Below are 18,148 nucleotides of genomic sequence, written 5' to 3' on the forward strand. Positions count from 1 at the left end.
CGCCCCGCCTGGCCGGTTCCCATCAGTTGATGCAGGTGCCCTCGGTGCCGTAGTTGTGCACGTCGGTCGACTTCGGCGACGGTTCCTTCGCGGGCTGCTCCGCCGGCTTCGAGCCCGAGCCGGTGGCCGCCGGCGTCGAGGGGGCCGCGCTCGGCTCGGTCGCGACCGGCTTCGCGGTCTTGCCGTCGGTGCCGAGCACCAGTGTGACGCCGGTGACCGTGTTGGTCCGGACGGCGACGGCACCCGGCACGACGGCCGCGACGGCCTTCGCCTGCGACTCCTGGCCGGCCGGGTACTGCACCTGCGTGACCTTCGTGGTGGGCGAGGACCCGGCCGGCGCGACCTGGAAGCCGCGAGCCGTCAGGACCTGACCGGCGGCGGTGGCCGCTCCCTGCACGCCGCTGCCGTTCAGCACGGTGACCGACGTGTTCGCCGGTTGCGCCGGACCGGCAGCGGTGTAGGCCTCGGGCTCACCGACCAGACCCTGCACGAAGGCCGGCAGACCGACGGTGTCCACCTCGACGATGGACAGCGGCGATCCGTTGACGGAGATCGTCGGGGTCCCGAGGGTCGGGATCGTGGCCGACTGGATGTTCGCGGGCCGGAGGTTCGCCATCTGCGACGCGAGGTCGATCAGGTTGGTGTCGGTCTGGATCGATCCCCCGACGGCTTGCAGGATGTTCCCCATCTTCACCGGGTTGAGCAGCGTGCCCGCCGACGTGACCTTGCGGGCCTCCTGGGACAGGAAGTACTGCTGCCGGATGTTGCGGTCCAGGTCACCGTTCGGCAGCCCGTGGCGCTGTCGCACGAAGGACAACGCCTCCTTCGCGTCCAGCGAGGACTTGCCCGCCGGCAGGTTCACCCCGGAGAACGGATCGTTCGCGGCTTGGTTGAGGCACACCTCCACCGGCCCGAGTTCCTTCACGACCTGGTAGAAACCGAGCAGCGAGACCCGAACGTAGTGGTCGATCTGCAGCCCGCTCAGGTTCTCGATGGTCTTGATGAGCATCTTCGCACCGCCGGTGTCCCCACCGCCGTTGAGCGTGCCGTAGTAGAACGCGCTGTTGAGCTTGCCCTTGCCGACGTCCGGGATGTCCACGTACGAGTCGCGGGGGAACGAGATCATCGTCGCCTGGCTGCCGTCGGCGTTGATGTGCAGCACGATCATCGTGTCGGTGTTCGTCGCGCCACCGTCCTCCTCGGTGCTGAGCTCGGCGAGCTGCTCCGGGGTGGCGTTGTCCGGTCGGTGGTCGTCGCCGACGAGCAGGATGTTCTGCGCCGTGCCGTCGACGTCGTCCTTCTTGTCCTTGCCGCCGGTGATCGCGTTGACGATCGTGACGCCGTCGGACAGCTGGTGGTACGCGTACGCCGCGTACCCGCCGCACAGCAGGAGGGCCATGGTGAGCACGCCCGCCACCGCCGGGAACACGACGCCGGCCCGTCGCTTCTGGCGCCCGTGGCGCGGCGTCGCGGCACCGCGGTGTGCGGGCTCGGTCGTCTGCTCGGGTTCGTTGCTCACCGGGAAACCATAACCGGCGCGCGCACGACGGACATGGGATGCGCCTGGCAGGTCACCCCATGCCCGCTGTCGTGTTCCTCACCGGGCGACGAGGCCCTGCTTGTTCGTCTCACGGGCCCGCAGCACGGTGATCCCCGTGATCGCCGCAGCCGCCATGACGTAGAAGGCGGGCGCGAACGTGTTGCCCGTGGCACTGATGAGCCACGTGGCGAAGTACGGCGTGATGCCACCGAAGAGCGCGACGCTGATGTTGTAGGCGATGCCCATCGACCCGTAGCGGATCGCGGTCGGGAACAGTTCGGCCATCGCCGCGCTGACGGCACCGTCGAACGCCGCCATGAACAGGCCGAGCAGCACCATCGCGGCCGCGGCCGCCCAGAAGTTGCCGGCGTCCATGAGCATCAGCGTCGGGTAGGTCAGCACCAGGAAGCCGGTGCAGCCGGCGAGCATGACGGGCTTCCGGCCGATCCGGTCCGACAGCAGGCCGAAGAACGGCACGAGTCCCGCGATCACGAGGAAGCCGATCACGACGACCCCGTACGACACCAGCGGCGAGTACCCGAGGTCGGCCTGCAGGTACGACGGCATGAAGGTCTGCAGGATCCAGTGGCCGACCGCCTTGAGGACGACGAAGCCGATGCAGAACAGCAGGGCCTTCCACCCGGTGCGGAGCGAGCGACGCAACGGGTTCGCCGCGACCTCGCCCTTCGCCTTGAGCGCGCGGAACTCGGGGGTGTCCTCGAGCCGGTTGCGGAGGTACAGGCCGACCAGTCCGAGCGGGACCGCGATGAGGAACAGGACGCGCCACCCCCACGTCTCGAGTGCGTCGTCGCCCGCGAGCGCGGTGAACAGGAACACCAGCCCGCCACCGACGATGAAGGCCGCGAACCCGAAGACGTCGATGAAGCTCGTCACGAAGCCCCGTCGGTTCGAGGGCGCGAACTCGGCCAGGAGCGTCGTCGCGCCGGCACCTTCACCACCGGCGGCGAAGCCCTGCACGAGCCGGACCAGCACGAGCAGGATCGGTGCGAGCAACCCGACGCTCTGGTAGGTCGGCAGGATGCCCATCACGGCCGTCGCTCCGCTCGTGATGAGGATGACCGTCGCGAGCGTGGTCTTCCGGCCGACCCGGTCCCCGAGCGAGCCCCAGAACAGACCGCCGAGCGGGCGCATCACGAAGCCGGCACCGAACACGGCGAACGCGGAGAGCAACGCCACCTGGGGGTCGCCCTGCTTGAAGAAGTACAGCGAGATGACCGTGGCCAGGGTGCCGTAGAGGCCGAAGTCGAACCACTCGACGAAGTGGCCGACGCCCGCGGCGACGATCACCTTCCGCATGCCCTGTCGGCGCGCGTCGTCGCCCAGTGCTGCCTGGACGTCCGGGGGGCCGGCGGCGTCCGCGCTCGTGCGCGTTCGGGTTCCGTCGCTCATGGGGTGACCTCACACTTCGTTGTCGAGAGTTCGTTGACGATAGCACTTGCCGGGCACACTTTGCCACACAGTGGGAAGGCAGCGCCAGAGAGTGATACCGTCACCGCCATGCAGTCCCGTGAACAGCACCACGACGTCGTGGTCGTCGGAGGCGGTCTCGCCGGTGTGTGCGCCGCGGTCGCCGCCGCACGCCTCGGCTCCAGCGTCGCCCTCGTCACCAACCGTCCCGTCCTCGGCGGGAACTCCTCGAGCGAGATCCGGGTGTGGGTGGTCGGGGCGACCGCGCACGGAACCCATCGGTTCGCCCGCGAGACCGGGATCATGGGGGAGCTCTTCCTCGAGAACCAGTACCGGAACCCGCAGGGCAACGCGGTCTACTGGGACCAGGTCGTGCTCGACCTCGTGCGCGCCGAACCGAACGTGCACCTGCACCTCAACACCGACGTGCGCACCGTCACGACCGCCGACGACGACGGCGCCACCCGGATCACCTCCGTCACGGGGTGGACGATGGGGTCCGAGATCGAGACGACCTTCACCGCGCCGGTGTTCCTCGACTGCACGGGCGACGGCCTCGTCGGCGCACTCGCCGGGGCGTCGTTCCGGATCGGCCGCGAGGGACGCGCCGAACACGGGGAGGCGTGGGCGCCGGAACAGCCCGACGACGAACTGCTCGGGAGCTCGATCTTCTTCTCGACGCACGACACCGGCCGGCCCGAGAAGTTCGTGCCACCGTCGATCGCCGTCGACCTGAGGACGACACCGATCCTGGCCAACCGGGCCATCAAGACCGGGGACAACGGCTGCAACTACTGGTGGATCGAGTGGGGCGGTGCGCTCGACACCGTCACCGAGAACGAGCGGATCCGAGACGAGCTGTGGGGCGTCGTCTACGGGATCTGGGACCACATCAAGAACTCCGGCGCCTTCGACGCCGAGACCCTCACGCTCGACTGGGTGGGTGCGATCCCCGGCAAACGGGAGTACCGCCGGTTCATCGGCGACCACACGCTCACCCAGCAGGACCTGCTGTCGCAGCGGACCTTCCCCGACGCGGTGGCGTTCGGCGGCTGGTCGATCGACCTGCACCCCGTCGAGGGCGTGTACGCCGAGACCGCCGGCGCGCAGCAGCGGTACACGGACGGCACCTACGACATCCCGTTCCGTTCCCTCTACTCCGCGGACGTCGCGAACCTGCTCTTCGCCGGCCGGAACATCTCCGCGTCGCACGTGGCATTCGGCTCCACGCGGGTGATGGCCACGTGCGCCACCCAGGGCCAGGCCGCCGGCACCGCCGCGCACCTCGTCGCCCGGCACGCCACGACGCCCCGCACGCTCGGCAACGACCACGTCGAGATGCTCCAGCAGACGCTGCTCCGCGAGGACGCCCCGCTCATCGGGGTCCGGGCCGTCGACGGTGCCGACCTGGCCCGCCTGGCGACGATCACCGCGAGCAGTGAACTCACCTCGATCGACACCACCCCGTGGGCGACCGCCGACACCTTCGCACTCGATCGCGACGTCGCGATCGTCCTGCCGGCCGACCCGGCGCTCGGCTCCTTCGCGCTCCGGACCGTCGTCGACGGCGGCACCGCGGCCGAGCTCACGATCGAGCTCTGGACGACCGGCAAGCCGCAGAACTACGCCCCGATCGAGCACGTCGCCATCCACACCGCTGCGGTGACTGCCGGATCCGGGGAAGCGGTGGTGGACCTCGCGTTCCGTCCCGAGGAGCCGTGCAACGCGGTCGTCGTCGTCCGTCGTGCCCCGGGCGTCCGCCTGGTCCTGACCGACGGGCACCCGTACGGGGTGCTGGCCCTCCGTGCCCGCACGGCCGACGACGAGCAGTTCGACGACCACATCCCCGAGGAGTCCGACCAGCCGGTGACCGACTGGGAAGCGCGCGCCCTGCGCGGACGGTCCTTCGCGTTCACCGCAGCCGGCGCTTCGGACGCGTGGCGGGCCTCCAGGGTGGCCGACGGGTACCAGCGTCCCTTCGGCGGCCCGCACCTGTGGTCGTCCGAGGCCGGCGACGGCCGAGCCGCCCTGACCCTCGACTGGACGGAGCCGGTCGACGTGCGCCAGGTGCGGATCGTGTGGAACGACGACGTCGACGCCGACCTCATCAACCTGCACCACCACCGCACCCACTGGGACGCCGTCCCGACGCTCGCCCGTGACTACCGCATCGAGGTGTCCGTCGACGGCTCGTGGCGGCAGCTCGAGACCGTCACGGACAACCGGCACCGGCATCGCGTCCACGACCTCGCCCCGGTGCGGACCGACTCGCTCCGCATCGTCGTGACCGCCACGAACGGGTCGCCGTTCGTCACGGCGAGCGCCGTGAAGGTCTACTGACCCACCTGCAACACCGACAACGATCAAGGGAGATCGCCATGCGCCTGCGCGCACACACCATCGCGACGGTCATCGCGCTGTCACTCGCCGCCGTCGGCACGTCCGGGCCGCACGGCGCGGCTGCGGTCGCGGACACCGCCGCCTCCCCGTCGGCGGTCACCGCCGGCACCGCCACGATCCAGCCCAACCCGGGGAACCCCACCTCGCCCGCCGCGACCGCGCACTCCGTCTCGGCGAACGGGACGGCCGTGCCGGTCAGGGCCGAGTCGGTCAGCGGCACCTCGCACGACGTCGCGATGTTCGCCAAGGGGACCGGTACGGCGACCGTCAGCGTCACCATGCCCGGCCTCGCCGCGTCGGCCACACCCGTCGTGACACCACGGACGCTGTCGATCGCGACGACCCGCTCCGGTTCCACGATCACGTTCACGATCCGCGACGCACACCCGCTCGTGATCGAGACGCCCGGCGTTCGCGCGCTGTTCCTCTTCGTCACACCGGCCGAGACGACCGTGCCGTCCGCCACCGACCCCTCGGTCCGGTACTTCGGCCCGGGCGAGCACGACGCCGGAGTCATCCGCCCGACGTCCGGGCAGACGATCTACCTGGCTCCCGGCGCCCTGGTGCACGGTCGCATCGACGGTGACGGCGTCACCGGCGTGCGGGTGCTCGGCCGTGGGATCCTCGACGCCGGCGACGACACCTCGCGCACCGCGAAGACGATGGCGATCCGGTTCCACGACAGCTCCGACGTCACGGTCTCCGGCATCGGCGTCCGGAACGCACAGTGGTGGCAGACGCTGTACATCCGGTCGTCGGGCATCCACGTGTCGTGGACGAACCTGATGGGCACGCTCATCAACAACGACGGCATCGACACCGACGGCGTGCAGGACATGGCGGTCGAGCACAACTTCGTGATGAGCGGCGACGACGGCTTCGGCTGGCACGCCCTCGACGCCGCCACGAACGGCGAACCCGAGACCCGCGGGCTGCACGCACTCGACACCACCTTCTGGAACGTCACCGGCGGCAACCCCGTCCGGTTCGGCTCCTCGATGGAGACGTCGCTGTTCACCGACATCTCGATCACGCAGTCGTACGTGCTCCGCGCCAAGGAGGTCGCCCTGAAGTTCGACGTGCAGGACTGGGCGACGGTCTCCGACGTCACGGTCGACGGTTTCCACGTGGAGTCGCAGCCGGTCGGGAAGCGAGCGATCGTGCTGCAGGTCCTCAAGGGGCAGTACTCGAACGACACCGGCTACCGCGACGAACGCGGTCGGATCACGGGCATCACGATCCGCGACTTCACCGACGTCACGGCGGACTCGGTGACGCTGTCCGGCTGGGACGCCGCCCACGGGATCTCGGGCGTCGCATTCCAGGACGTCGTGCTCGGCGGGGTACCGCTGAGAGCGGCGCAGGTGCGCTCGAACGCGTTCGTCAGCGGCGTCACGGTGTCCTGATCGCCGTCGCAGACCAGAATGAGGGGATGACGACCACCCCTCCGAACCAGAGCGTCGAGCGCGCCGCGGCGGTCCTCGGCGCGCTCGGTGCTGCTGACGGGCCGATGCGTGCCTCCGACATCGCGCGGGCGATCGGCCTCGGGACGTCGACGACGGGTCGGCTCCTGGCGACGCTCGAGTCGCTCGAGTACGTGCGTCGCGATCCTGATTCGCAGGGGTACTCGGTCGGTCGCGCCGTGCTCGAACTCGCCAGCCAGGGACTCAACCACAACCCGGTGCACCGGGAGAGCCGGGCCGCGGCGCAGGAACTCGCCCACCGGATCGGCCTCACCGCGAACGTCGGGGTGCGCGACGCCGCCTCGTGCATCTACCTCTGCCACTTCGAGGGGTCGCTGGCGCCGAAGTCGCACACGATGATCGGCATGCGACAGCCGCTGCACGCGTCGGCGCTCGGCAAGGCCCTCATGCTCGACCTGTCACAGGTGGACCGGGAGCGGCTCCTCGGTGCGGACCTCGCGCGGTACACCGACCACACCATCACGTCGCACGACGCCCTGACGGCCGACCTGGCCGTCTCGGCGAAGCGCGGCTGGACCGAGGAGAACCAGGAACTCGCGCTCGGGCGGTTCTGCATCGCCGCGCCGATCCGGAACGCCTCGGGGGACACCGCGGCCGCGCTCTCGATCTCGGGACGCCTCACGCAGCTCCGCGACCGTGACCTCGGGTCCCTGGCCGAGGACCTCATCGAGGTCGCGGACCGCATCAGCGTCGGTCTCGGGATGATCAGCGCCGTCGCGCACTGACGGCTCGCCTCGTCGTGTGGTGACGCAGTGACGGCCTGGAGGCGCGTGGCGGAGTCGCCACGGGCCTCCAGGCCGTCTTCTGGTCGCGCTGGTCCCGCTAGTCGCGCGACGGGAGCAGGTGGATCGCCTCCATGGCGAGCTCGGCAGCGATGGGGTCCTTCGCGACGACGGCGTCCTTGAGCTTCGTCAGCTCGGGCAGGATCACGTCGGCCGGCAGGAGCTCCGCGAGCTCCGGAACGCGGAGCTTGAACGAGAGCCCGTCCGTCGTCGAGTTGCAGAGCTGCACGAGCGACGGGTTGCCGCACGCGTCGGCCCACATCGAGTAGATGCCGGCGCCGTCGCGCGCGACCTGGTCCTGCTCGTCGGCGCTCACCCGCGCGTGCACGTCGTCGAGCATCTTCACGATCTTCTTGCGCTGCGCGTCCGTGAACCGGGGCACCGCGAGCCGCACGACACCGCCGTAGATCACGCCGAGGGTGCGGTACGCGTCGAGGAGTTCTTCCTTCGTCGGCGCCGCGACCCGGGTGTAGCGGTTCGGCGCCATCTCGATGAGGCCGGCACGGGCGAGTTCGGCGAGGGCCTCGCGGATCGGCGTCCGGGAGACACCGAGCCAGGCGATCAGGTCGTCGTCGTTGAGCCGTTCCCCGGGCTCGAGCGTGCCGTCCATGATGGCGTCTCGGATCTTGTCCTGCACCGTGTCACGGAGGAGCTTGCGCTCGGCAGCGGGCTGCGTCGAGGGAACTGGCATGGGTCCAGCGTGTCACATGTCAGGGGTCGTGCGCGAGAGGCGCGACGGCCACCAGGCCCGACGCCCGAGGTCGTAGGCCAGCGCCGGCACGAGCAGCGAGCGGACCACGATCGTGTCGAGCAGGACGCCGAACGCGACGACGAACGCGATCTGCACGAGGAACAGGATCGGGATCACGCCGAGGGCGGCGAACGTGGCGGCGAGCACGACGCCCGCTGACGTGATCACCCCGCCGGTCACGCCGAGTCCGCGCAGGACGCCCTCGCGTGGACCGTGCCGCAGCGCTTCCTCGCGCACCCGTGTCATGAGGAAGATGTTGTAGTCGACGCCGAGTGCCACCAGGAACACAAACGAGTACAGCGGCACGCTCGGGTCCGCGCCCGGGAAGTGGAACACGTGGTCGAAGACGAGCGCTCCGACACCGAGGGCCGCCGCGAAGGACACGATCACGCTGCCGATCAGGACGAGCGGCGCGACGATGCTGCGGAGCAGGAGCATCAGGATCAGCAGGATGACGACGAGCACCACGGGGATGATCACCGTGCGGTCGCGGATCCCGGTGTCGTTCGTGTCGACCGCCGTCGCGGTGACGCCACCGACGATCGCTCCCGGGTCGACCCGTTCGACGGCGGTGCGGAGGTCACGGACGGTCTGCTCGGCGGCGTCCGAGTCGGCGGCGTCGGACAGTGTCGCCTCGAGCAGGACGTCACCGCGGGAGACGGTCGGCGTGCCGCTGCCGGCCGCGTTCCCGGTCACCGGGACGGTGCCGGCGGGACTGTCCTTCGCCGCGGCGACCACACCGTCGACCCCGTCCACCGCGGTGATCGCGTCGACGAGCTGGTCGAGGTCGCGCTCCGCGCCGATGACCTGCGCGGGGCTGCCGGAACCGCCCGGGAAGTGGTCGGCCAGCACGTCCTGACCGTCACGAGCCTCGGACGACCCGATGACCAGGTCGCTCTGCGGCACCCCGTCCGCCTTGAGCCCGAACAGGCCGGCACCCATCGCGAGCAGGCCGACCGTGCAGACGATCCACACCACCCGGGACCGACGGGCGACGAGCCGGCCGACGCGCGCCCAGATGCCGCGGGCGTCCGGACCGGTGAGCTCGGGGTGGGCGCTGCCGAACGCGGGACGCAGCGGCCAGAACGCCGCGCGGCGGAACGCGAGCAGCAGCGCGGGCAGGAGCGTCAGGGCGGCGAGCAGGCTAAACGCGATGCCGATGGCCGCGACCGGGCCGAGCGCCTTGTTCGAGTTGAGGTCGGAGAGCAGCAGGCAGAGCACCCCGACGATCACCGTGCCGCCCGAGGCCAGGATCGGCTCGAGGCTCCCCCGCAGGGCGGCCTTCGTCGCGTCCCAACCGGTGCGGTGGTCGCGCAGCGCCTCGCGGAAGCGCGAGGTGTACAGGAGCGCGTAGTCCGTCGCCGCACCGATCACCAGGATCGACAGGATGCCCTGCACCTGCCCGTTGACCGTCACGATGTCGGCCTTGGCGAGCCACCAGACCACGAGGATCGAGGCGCACAGGGCGAAGGTGGCGGTCCCGAGCACGAGGACGGGCAGCAGGGGAGATCGGTAGACGATGATCAGGATCACGAACACCGCGGCGAGCGCCACCCCGAGCAGCAGTCCGTCGATACCGGCGAAGGCCTCGGTCAGGTCCGCGGTGAACCCGGCGGGACCGGTGACGGAGCCGCGCACACCGGGCGGGAGCGCATCGTCGACGTCGGCCCGGATGGCCTCGACCGCGTCCCCGGTCTCGGCGTCCTGCGTGAGCGTGGCGACGATCTCGACCGCGTCGCCGTCCTCGCTCGGGATCACCGGGCTGACGGCCTCGACGTCGGCGCGGTCGGACAGCGTCGTGGCGAGTGCCTTCGCGTCGGCGAGGTCGGTCGACGTCAGGCCGCCGTCGCGCTCGAGGACGATGATCGCGGGCGCCCCCGACTCGTCGCGGAACTCGGAGGACCGTTCCTGCACCTTCGTGGCGTCGGCCGAGGCCGGCAGGAACGAGGTCTGGTCGTTGGTGGAGACCTCGGAGATCTTGCCGAAGAAGGGACCGCCGACGGAGGCGATGCCGAGCCAGACCACGATGACGAGCGCGGGGAGGACGATGCGGAGGAAGCGGGACACGTCGGTGAGCGTACACCGATCGTCAGCATGCTGATTACTTGACGGTCGAGCGCACCTTCCGACCATAGAATCACGACATGCAGGACACGACCGAGCAGTGGCCCCTCGGGCGCCTGCTGTCCGCGGCCGCGCGGGCGGTCGAACGGGACTGGGACGAACGCCTCCGCGCCATCGGGCTCTCGCACGCCGCGGTCGTCGCGATCGACATCCTCATCCGGACCGGCCCGACCGGCGCCGACACCATCGCCCGCACGGCCCGGGTCCAGCCGCAGACGATGTCGCGCACCCTCGAGCGGATGGAGCGGGACGGCCTCGTCGAACGCACCCCGCACGCCGCCGACCGTCGGCGCCGCGTGGTCAGCGTGACGCCCGCTGGCCGGACCGCGTGGGAGACCGCGCGGCACATCGAGCGCGAGGTACTGCCGGAGGACCCGGCGCTCCGGAGAGCACTGGGCGAACTGCTCGCCGGACCGCCGTCCGAGTGACACACTGTTCCTGAAATACCACATGCGATAAGATCCTGTGGTCGGTGCGTGCCGACCTGACCACAGGAGCCCCGCATGTCCGAACGCCGAGCCGCCCGGGCGGCCGCAGCACACACCCTCCGCGCACCCCGTCGCAGTACGCGGCGACGTCGACCGTTCCTGGTCGCCCTGGTCGCGACGCTCGGCTCGCTCGTCGGTGTCGCCCTGGTCCTCGCCGTCGTGGCGAGCGTCTTCGTCGGCGGACTCGCGCGGAGCTTCGACGCCGGTCGCGACACCATCGCCGACCCGTTCCCGAGCGGTGCGCGGCCGAGCACGTCCAGCGGTGAGAACATCCTGCTCATCGGGTCCGACGCTCGCGCGCAGGGCGGCCCCGAGGGCGCGCGGCCCGAGCTCGGCGGGCGCTCCGACACCCTGATGCTGGCGCACGTCCCCGCCGATCGACAGCACGTGTACCTCATGTCGATCATGCGCGATTCGTGGGTCGAGGTCCCCGGACACGGGCGCGCGAAGATCAACGCGGCCTACTCCTGGGGTGGGGTCGCCCTCACCACGGCGACCGTCGAACAGCTCCTGGACATCCGGATCGACCACGTGGCGGAGATCGACTTCGCCGGGTTCGAGGACATGACCGATGCCCTCGGCGGCGTCACGGTCGACTCCCCCCGGGCGTTCTCAGCACGCGGCCACGACTTCACAGCCGGGGCGAACCGGCTCGACGGGGCCGCAGCACTGGCCTTCGTCCGAGAGCGCTACTCCTTCGTCGACGCCGACCACACCCGCGTCCGCAACCAGCAGGCGTTCATGCGCGGCGTCGTGAACGGGCTGCTGTCCCGTGGCACCGTCACCAACCCCGGGCGCATCCAGGACTTCGTCGCCGCGACGAGTGCGCACCTGTCGGTCGACGCCGGGTTCTCGTTCACTCGGATGGCGGAACTCGGGTGGTCGCTCCGAGCGGTCCGGGCCGACGACCTCGTGACCTTCACCGTGCCAACCGCGGGCTCCGGGACGGCACCGGACGGGCAGTCGATCGTGAACCTGAACGAGCTCGCCGTCGGGTCCCTGTCCCAGGCGCTCCGGTCCGACGACGTGGCGGGCTGGCTCGCCGACAACCCGCAGTAGTCCGGCACCGCGAGGCCGCACGCACGACGACGCCCCACGACTCGAGGTCGTGGGGCGTCGTCGTGTTCGGTCTGCGGAGAGATCAGGCGGGGAGCTGGAGCTCCTGGCCGGCGTAGATCAGGTTCGCGTCGTCGATGGTCGACGTGTTCGCGGCCCAGAGCTGCTTCCAGCCGCCGTCGATCCCGAGCTTCGTCGCGATCGTGTCGAGCGTGTCGCCCGAGGTGATCTTGTACGTCTTGCCGCTCGTCTTGACCGGGGCCGGCTTGCTCGGCGTGGTCGCTGCCGGGGCGGGCGCCGCTTCGGTCGTGCTCGGCTGCGGGGCGGCCTGCTCGGCAGGAGCCGGTGCCGGTGCGGCGGGCTGCGGGGCGGCCTGCTGTGCGGGGGCCGGAGCCGGTGCGGGGGCCGGAGCCGCCGCGGCGGGGGCCGCACCGCTGGTCCCGCTCAGCCCGAGCTGGGCGGAGCAGGCGGGCCATGCGCCCCAGCCCTGCGAGGCGAGGACACGCTCGGCGACGGCGATCTGGGCCTCGCGGCTGGCGGAGGCGGGGTTGCCCGCGCCACCGTTCGCCTGCCAGGTGCCGAGGTTGAACTGCAGGCCGCCGTAGTAGCCGTTGCCGGTGTTGATGGCCCAGTTGCCACCGGACTCGCACTGCGCGAGCTGGTCCCAGGTCGAACCGGACGCTGCGTTCGCGGGGGCTGCCGCGAGGCCGACACCGGTCGCGGCGATGCTGGCGAACGCCAGGCCACCGACGATGGTGCGGGTACGGGAAAGCTTCTTCATGTGATTGCTCCACCGGGGTCACGAGCCGCATCTGCTGCGGAATCCACTGCCCACCCCGACCGATCGCGGTCAGTTGTGGGGGTGCGCCACCGGGGGCAGTGGTCATCGGGCCGGCGGCACCTCGGTCGGCAACCATAGGAAACTCTTGACCGTTATCAAACCGAGACAAACGGTTCTACCTGTGCATGCTATGTACCCCTACCCCGAACCTGAACGTGCGGATCCCCATGGCCATGGTGATCGAGCCGTACCCGGGTACGTGTCCTTGGCAATTCCCTGGCAATGCCGATCGGCGCTCGGGATCAGCCCCGCGTGAGCAGGGTCACGGCCTCGAGGTGACCGGTCTGCGGGAACATGTCGAGCACCCGGGCCCGAAGCAGCCGGAACGACGGCATGCGTGCCAGGTCCTTCGCCAGGGTCACGGGGTTGCAGCTCGAGTACACGACGTGCTGCACGTCCGACTCCTCGAGCCAGGTCGACAGCCGCTCGCCGATCCCGCGACGCGGCGGGTTCACGACGACGAGCTCGGGCACCGCGTCCGGACGGGCCCGGAGTGCGTGCTCGGTCGCGTCGTCAGCGGCGAACCGGAGCCCCTCGAGGCCGGCCTCACGAGCGGACTGCTCGGCGGAGCGGATCGCCTCGGCACTCGTCTCGATGCCGGTCACCACGCGGCCGGGGCGGGCTGCGTGCAGCGCGAACCCGCCGACGCCGCAGTACAGGTCCCACATCGACGCGGGTTCGAGCTCGTCGATCCAGGCCGTCGCCTGCGCGTACAACTCGGTCGCGACACCGGTGTTCGTCTGGAAGAAGCTCTGCGGCCGCAGGTGCATCGTGATCCCGCCGAGCCGCATCGGCAGCGTCTCCTGCTCGGTCAGCACGATCTCGCGGTCGCCTTCGGTGACGGCCTTGTGCTCGGGCAGCAGGTTGACGGTCACCACGACCGCGTTCGGCAGCGCGGCGCGCAGGGCGGCGAGGTGCTGGCGGAGCCGTGGCAGCTGCCCCTCGGAGCGCAGGACGAACCGGATCATCAGCTCGCCGTCGGGCGACTCGGTCACCAGGACGTACTTCAGCTCCCCCCGGCGCGCGGCGACGTCGTACGGGATCAGCCCCGCGGTCGAGACGAACTCGGCGAGCACGGGCAACGCGTGCCGGATGCCGGGCGTGCAGATCCCGCAGTGCCGCAGGTCCACGCCGCGCTGCCGGTGGTCGAGGATCCCGACGGTGGGGTGCTGGACGGATCCGCCCACGACCATCTTCGCCTTGTTCCGGTACCCGGACTCCGGGCTGGTGATCGCGGGCGACCAGGAGACCGCTCCGGGGCCACCGGCAGCCTCGACCGCGTCATGCAGGAGCTCGCGCGTGCGGAGTTCCTTGTCGAGGACCTGGTCGGCGTAGGGCTGGCCCATGAGCGTGCACGACCGGCACACCCCGCGGTCGAAGTAGTCGCACTGCATGGCCGAGTCAGGATACGGCAGCGTCCCGCGTCGTCGTGGCGATCCGGTACACCGACGTGGTCGCGGTCAGGAACAGGGTCGTGCCGTCGTCGCCGCCGAAGCACAGGTTCGACGTGACCTCCGGCACGGCGACCGCTCCGATCCGGGCTCCCTCGGGGTCGAACACGACGACGCCGTGGTGGGAGGACGACCAGACGTTGCCGTGCACGTCGACCCGGATGCCGTCCGGCGCACCCTCTCCGGGTTCGAGCCGCGCGAACACGCGGCCGTTCTTCAGCAGGTCGCCACGGCGGTCGTAGGCGCGGATGACCGGCTCGTCGCCCGACGAGCTCGCGATGTACAGCACCCGCTCGTCCGGGTCGAACGCCAGGCCGTTCGGCTCGTCCAGGTCGGTCGCCACGGGTCGCAGGTCCTCGCCCTCCGGTCCGCACCGGAACACCCAGTGGTCGCCGTACTCGCGCACACCCGGGTGCCCCTCACGCGGCTGGGTGATGCCGTAGGCCGGGTCCGTGAACCAGACGCCGCCGTCCCGCGCGACCACGACGTCGTTCGGGGAGTTGAAGCGGCCCCCGTCCCACACGTCGACGATCGGCGTGACGACGCCGTCGCGGTCACGCTCGACCCGACGCAGGCCGTGCGAGCACTGCACGACGCTGCCGTCCCGACCGAGCGTGCGGCCGTTGGTGAACTCGACACCGTCCGCGTACACCGAGGTCTCCCCCGAGTCGGCGTGCCACTGCAGGATCCGGTCGCCGGGGATGTCGGACCACCGCAGCGTGCGCGTCGACGGGATCCAGCAGGGCCCCTCGGCCCAGGTGCTGCCGGTGGCGATGCGCTCGAGCGCGTCGCGGTCCGGCACGAGGTCGTCGAACAGCACGGGTTCTCCTTCGAACGGGGTGCCCACCCTACGTTCGTCAGGCCGCGGCCGCCGCCTCGGTGCGTCGTCGCACGGCCTTCTCGATCGCGGAGATCGCCAGGCCGAGCAGGATCGACGCCACGACCGCGAGGGTCGTGACGAGGAACGGCTGCTCGCGACTCCAACGACCGGTGGCCGAGGCGATGCCGACGCAGTACGCCGCCCAGACGACGTCGGCGAGCACGCAGCTGAGCAGGAACCGCCGGAGGTCGAGCCCGCTGTCCGCGCCGACCAGGTTCGTCGTCAACCGGCCCATCGGGATGAAGCGTCCGAGCACCGCGATGCGCCCGGGAGCAGCACGGTAGCGGCCGTCGATGGCGTCCCGGGCCGCGCGGACCTTCGGACGCGAGAACCACGACCTCGAGCCGAGGTCGACGGAACGCGCCAGGTGGTAGAGCCCGAGGTCGCCGAGGACCATGCCGATCGACGCCGCGACGACGAGGAACAGGACCGGCAGGAGACCGCCGTCACCGCCCACCAGGAGCGTGCCGATCGCGACGACGAGTGCCTGGCTGGGCAGGAACACCGCGACGCTGCCCACGGCGAGCACGAGGCCGACCACGAAGAACGCCCACGGGGTGCCGACGAGCTGGACGACCAGGTCCTGTGCTGCGTCCACGACTCACCCTCCACGGGTACCGGAGGGGCACACCGGGGTCCATCCTCGCAGGTCCGGGGCGCTCCGTTCACGTGCGGTCGACGATCGCCCGCATCGTCGAGGCCGCCTCGTCCGGGCGGCCGTCGAGGACGGCATCGGCGAGTGCGAGGTGGAGGCCGACGTCGTGCCGGTCCGGGCGGACGCTCCCGCGTTCGCGCAGCACCTGACCGACGACCTGGTGCAGTCGTCGGTACAGCGCGTTGCCGGACAGGTCGAGCACGAGCGCGTGGAACCGCACGTCCGCGGCCACGAAGTCGGGGCGGTCGTCGCGGGTCGCGGCGGCGGCGAGTTCGTCCGCGGTGGTGCGGAGGGCCTCCCGTCGGTCCGCGAACTCGTCGAGCGCCACCCGCCGGGCTGCTGCGGCAGCGGCGGCGGGCTCGACCGCCGCACGCAGCTCACGGAGCTCGACCGCCACGCGGTCGGCGTCCGGGCCCCGCAGACGCCACCGCACCACGCGCGGGTCGAGGACGTCCCACTCCCGCACGCCGAGCACGGTCACGCCGACCCGCTGCCGCGCGGTGAGCAGGCCGAGGGCGACGAGGACCCGGACGGCCTCGCGGACGATGCTGCGACTGGCACCCGTCCAGGCCACCAGGTCGTCGATGCTCCGGCGGCTGCCCACGGCGACGGCACCGGAGACGACGGCGGCACCGACCTGGTCGAGGACCCGTTCGAAGGTGCTCGTCACCGCTGCGCGACCGGCGACACCACGAGCTCGTCGATGCGCACGTGCGCCGGCACCCCGAGCACGAAGGCGACCGTCCGCCCCACGTCCTCCGGCTGGAGCATGCGCTGCCGGGCTGCCGCATCGGGGACCTCCGGCCGCTGGTCGAGGAAGTCCGTCGCCACGTCACCCGGGCACAGGTGCGTGGCACGGACGCCGTGCTCGGCCTCCTGCTGGTTGAGCGTGCGGACGACCGACGCGAGCGCGGACTTGCTCGCCGAGTACGCGACACCCGCCCCCGGCTGGAAGGACCACCCGGCGTACGACGACACCACGACGACCACGCCGCCGGTCGCGCGGAGTGCCGGCAGCGCGGCGTCCACCAGCGTGACGACGGCGGTGAGGTTCGTGTCCACGATCGCGCGGAAGTCGGTGAGCGACTGGTCGTCCCACCGGCGTCGCGGGGCGTTGAGCCCGGCCGCCAGCACGAGCCCGTCGAGGCGGCCGTGCCGCTCGAGCACGGCGTCCCGCGCGGCGGTGACGGCGTCGGGGTCGTTCGCGTCGAGGGGCAGGACGTCCGCTGTCCCCCCGGCGCCGCGGACGGTGCGCGCGACCTGCTCGAGCCGGTCGGCACGACGTCCGCTGAGCACCACCGTCCAGCCGTCCCGCGCCGCCGCCTCGGCGCTCGCGGCTCCCATGCCGCTGCCCCCACCGGTGACCCAGAGCACACGCTGATCCGTCATGCTCGAATAGTATGCCTATTGAAGCCACCGACGACGGGAGCAACGATGCACCTCGACCTGACCGACCGCGTGGTCGTCGTGACGGGCGCAGCGCGCGGGATCGGCCGCACCCTCGCCGACCGCTTCGTCAGCGAGGGGTGCCGCGTCGTCGCGCTCGACCTGGCCTTCGAGCCGGACTTCCCGCTCGACCACGTCGTGTGCAACGTCGCCGACCCGCAGTCGGTGCACGACGCCGTGGAGGAGGTCGTCGGGCGGCACGGCACGATCGACGTGCTGGTCAACAACGCCGGCATCAACGTCACGGGCACGGTCGCCGAACTGGAGTGGGACGCCTGGCGACGCTGCATGGACGTCAACCTCGGCGGCACGTTCCTGATGAGCCAGGCCGTCGCTCCGGTGATGCAGGCGGCCGGACGCGGTCGGATCATCAACGCCGCCTCGTTCGCGGCGATCGTGCCCAGCGTCGGGAGCGCGGCCTACGCGGCGTCGAAGGCCGCCGTCGTCTCCTTCACCCGGGTCCTGGCGTCGGAGCTCGGCCCGTGGGGGATCACCGTGAACGCCTACGCCCCGGGCATGGTGCCGACGGCGATGAACGGCTTCGCGACGATGCCGGCCGAGGCGCAGGACCGCCTGCTCGACACGCTGTCGCTCCGCCGGTGGGAGACGCCGGACGACGTCGCCGACCTGCTCGTCTTCGTGGCGAGCGACACCTCCGGGTACATCACCGGCACCCTGCTCGACGTCTCCGGCGGCAAGCTCGCGACTCAGATCCCGGCACGCGCGCACGGCCGGACCTGAGCGGACTGCTGTCCGGCCGCACAGGTTCTCCACATGGCCTCCTCCGTAGGCTGTGAAAGCCCAGTGAGCCGGACTGCAGCC

Annotated in this window: 16 protein-coding genes; 6 read left to right on the forward strand and 10 right to left on the reverse strand. The window is 71.1% G+C overall.

Going from position 1 to position 18,148, the window contains the following annotated elements; translation table 11 throughout:
- Positions 1 to 22: 22 nt before the first annotated feature.
- Entirely contained in the window at positions 23 to 1,519 is a 1,497-nt protein-coding gene (locus BR70_RS0118015) for an LCP family protein (RefSeq protein WP_027467177.1), read from the reverse strand.
- Between the two features lie 78 nt (positions 1,520 to 1,597).
- The gene (locus BR70_RS0118020; RefSeq protein ID WP_027467178.1) at positions 1,598 to 2,950 is read right to left on the reverse strand and encodes an MFS transporter; all 1,353 of its coding nucleotides are present in this window, start codon (positions 2,948 to 2,950) and stop codon (positions 1,598 to 1,600) included.
- Between the two features lie 108 nt (positions 2,951 to 3,058).
- Between BR70_RS0118020 and BR70_RS0118025 the strand changes: the two genes are divergently transcribed.
- Genes BR70_RS0118025 through BR70_RS0118035 form a run of 3 tightly spaced genes read left to right on the forward strand, consistent with a single transcriptional unit; the run spans position 3,059 to position 7,577 of the window.
- On the forward strand, positions 3,059 to 5,308 hold the full coding sequence (locus BR70_RS0118025; RefSeq protein WP_027467179.1) for an FAD-dependent oxidoreductase: 2,250 nt from the start codon (positions 3,059 to 3,061) through the stop codon (positions 5,306 to 5,308).
- A gap of 38 nt (positions 5,309 to 5,346) precedes the next feature.
- Positions 5,347 to 6,774 carry a glycoside hydrolase family protein gene (locus BR70_RS0118030; protein WP_027467180.1) on the forward strand — a complete coding sequence of 476 codons (1,428 nt, stop codon included), beginning with the start codon at positions 5,347 to 5,349 and terminating at the stop codon, positions 6,772 to 6,774.
- 26 nt (positions 6,775 to 6,800) lie between these two features.
- Positions 6,801 to 7,577, forward strand: coding sequence for an IclR family transcriptional regulator (locus BR70_RS0118035; RefSeq protein WP_027467181.1), 777 nt, complete (start codon positions 6,801 to 6,803; stop codon positions 7,575 to 7,577).
- A 97-nt stretch (positions 7,578 to 7,674) separates the two neighbouring features.
- Here the strand turns inward: BR70_RS0118035 and BR70_RS22655 are convergent, their stop codons facing one another.
- The gene (locus tag BR70_RS22655; RefSeq protein WP_051597115.1) at positions 7,675 to 8,325 is read right to left on the reverse strand and encodes a GntR family transcriptional regulator; all 651 of its coding nucleotides are present in this window, start codon (positions 8,323 to 8,325) and stop codon (positions 7,675 to 7,677) included.
- Between the two features lie 12 nt (positions 8,326 to 8,337).
- A complete protein-coding gene (locus BR70_RS0118045) occupies positions 8,338 to 10,452 on the reverse strand; it encodes an MMPL family transporter (protein ID WP_027467182.1) in 2,115 nt (704 codons plus the stop codon).
- A 77-nt stretch (positions 10,453 to 10,529) separates the two neighbouring features.
- Here BR70_RS0118045 and BR70_RS21780 point away from each other — a divergent pair, with 77 nt between their 5' ends.
- Both BR70_RS21780 and BR70_RS0118055 read left to right on the forward strand, forming a co-directional pair.
- A complete protein-coding gene (locus BR70_RS21780; protein WP_035809651.1) occupies positions 10,530 to 10,937 on the forward strand; it encodes a MarR family winged helix-turn-helix transcriptional regulator in 408 nt (135 codons plus the stop codon).
- A gap of 75 nt (positions 10,938 to 11,012) precedes the next feature.
- Entirely contained in the window at positions 11,013 to 12,056 is a 1,044-nt protein-coding gene (locus tag BR70_RS0118055) for an LCP family protein (protein ID WP_027467183.1), read from the forward strand.
- A gap of 82 nt (positions 12,057 to 12,138) precedes the next feature.
- On the opposite strand, the gene BR70_RS23900 is transcribed toward BR70_RS0118055, so the two are convergent.
- From BR70_RS23900 to BR70_RS0118085, 6 genes are all read right to left on the reverse strand, one after another.
- Positions 12,139 to 12,834 carry a LysM peptidoglycan-binding domain-containing protein gene (locus BR70_RS23900; RefSeq protein ID WP_051597116.1) on the reverse strand — a complete coding sequence of 232 codons (696 nt, stop codon included), beginning with the start codon at positions 12,832 to 12,834 and terminating at the stop codon, positions 12,139 to 12,141.
- 302 nt (positions 12,835 to 13,136) lie between these two features.
- Positions 13,137 to 14,288, reverse strand: coding sequence for a 23S rRNA (uracil(747)-C(5))-methyltransferase RlmC (rlmC, locus tag BR70_RS0118065; RefSeq protein WP_027467185.1), 1,152 nt, complete (start codon positions 14,286 to 14,288; stop codon positions 13,137 to 13,139).
- A 7-nt stretch (positions 14,289 to 14,295) separates the two neighbouring features.
- Positions 14,296 to 15,162 (reverse strand): SMP-30/gluconolactonase/LRE family protein, encoded by an 867-nt coding sequence (locus BR70_RS0118070; RefSeq protein ID WP_027467186.1) that lies wholly within the window; start codon positions 15,160 to 15,162, stop codon positions 14,296 to 14,298.
- Between the two features lie 40 nt (positions 15,163 to 15,202).
- Positions 15,203 to 15,823 (reverse strand): DedA family protein, encoded by a 621-nt coding sequence (locus tag BR70_RS0118075; protein WP_027467187.1) that lies wholly within the window; start codon positions 15,821 to 15,823, stop codon positions 15,203 to 15,205.
- A 67-nt stretch (positions 15,824 to 15,890) separates the two neighbouring features.
- Positions 15,891 to 16,550, reverse strand: coding sequence for a FadR/GntR family transcriptional regulator (locus tag BR70_RS21785; RefSeq protein ID WP_035809653.1), 660 nt, complete (start codon positions 16,548 to 16,550; stop codon positions 15,891 to 15,893).
- Complete coding sequence (locus BR70_RS0118085) at positions 16,547 to 17,269, reverse strand: SDR family oxidoreductase (protein WP_027467188.1); 723 nt, start codon at positions 17,267 to 17,269, stop codon at positions 16,547 to 16,549. Before BR70_RS0118085 ends, BR70_RS21785 begins: the two co-directional genes overlap by 4 nt.
- Before the next feature lie 45 nt (positions 17,270 to 17,314).
- On the opposite strand from BR70_RS0118085, the gene BR70_RS0118090 reads away from it, so the two are divergent.
- Complete coding sequence (locus BR70_RS0118090; protein WP_027467189.1) at positions 17,315 to 18,067, forward strand: SDR family NAD(P)-dependent oxidoreductase; 753 nt, start codon at positions 17,315 to 17,317, stop codon at positions 18,065 to 18,067.
- Positions 18,068 to 18,148 lie beyond the last annotated feature (81 nt).

The organism is Curtobacterium sp. UNCCL17 (assembly GCF_000686685.1).
In the GTDB taxonomy this organism is placed as follows: domain Bacteria; phylum Actinomycetota; class Actinomycetes; order Actinomycetales; family Microbacteriaceae; genus Curtobacterium; species Curtobacterium flaccumfaciens.

What these genes read in the sequence shown, in the direction of transcription:
- BR70_RS0118020 (WP_027467178.1), bottom strand. Translation starts at nt 2,950, where the DNA reads ATGAGCGACGGAACCCGAACGCGCACGAGCGCGGACGCCGCCGGCCCC.
- BR70_RS0118025 (WP_027467179.1), top strand. Translation starts at nt 3,059, where the DNA reads ATGCAGTCCCGTGAACAGCACCACGACGTCGTGGTCGTCGGAGGCGGT.
- BR70_RS0118030 (WP_027467180.1), top strand. Translation starts at nt 5,347, where the DNA reads ATGCGCCTGCGCGCACACACCATCGCGACGGTCATCGCGCTGTCACTC.
- BR70_RS0118035 (WP_027467181.1), top strand. Translation starts at nt 6,801, where the DNA reads ATGACGACCACCCCTCCGAACCAGAGCGTCGAGCGCGCCGCGGCGGTC.
- BR70_RS22655 (WP_051597115.1), bottom strand. Translation starts at nt 8,325, where the DNA reads ATGCCAGTTCCCTCGACGCAGCCCGCTGCCGAGCGCAAGCTCCTCCGT.
- BR70_RS21780 (WP_035809651.1), top strand. Translation starts at nt 10,530, where the DNA reads ATGCAGGACACGACCGAGCAGTGGCCCCTCGGGCGCCTGCTGTCCGCG.
- BR70_RS0118055 (WP_027467183.1), top strand. Translation starts at nt 11,013, where the DNA reads ATGTCCGAACGCCGAGCCGCCCGGGCGGCCGCAGCACACACCCTCCGC.
- BR70_RS23900 (WP_051597116.1), bottom strand. Translation starts at nt 12,834, where the DNA reads ATGAAGAAGCTTTCCCGTACCCGCACCATCGTCGGTGGCCTGGCGTTC.
- rlmC (WP_027467185.1), bottom strand. Translation starts at nt 14,288, where the DNA reads ATGCAGTGCGACTACTTCGACCGCGGGGTGTGCCGGTCGTGCACGCTC.
- BR70_RS0118085 (WP_027467188.1), bottom strand. Translation starts at nt 17,269, where the DNA reads ATGACGGATCAGCGTGTGCTCTGGGTCACCGGTGGGGGCAGCGGCATG.
- BR70_RS0118090 (WP_027467189.1), top strand. Translation starts at nt 17,315, where the DNA reads ATGCACCTCGACCTGACCGACCGCGTGGTCGTCGTGACGGGCGCAGCG.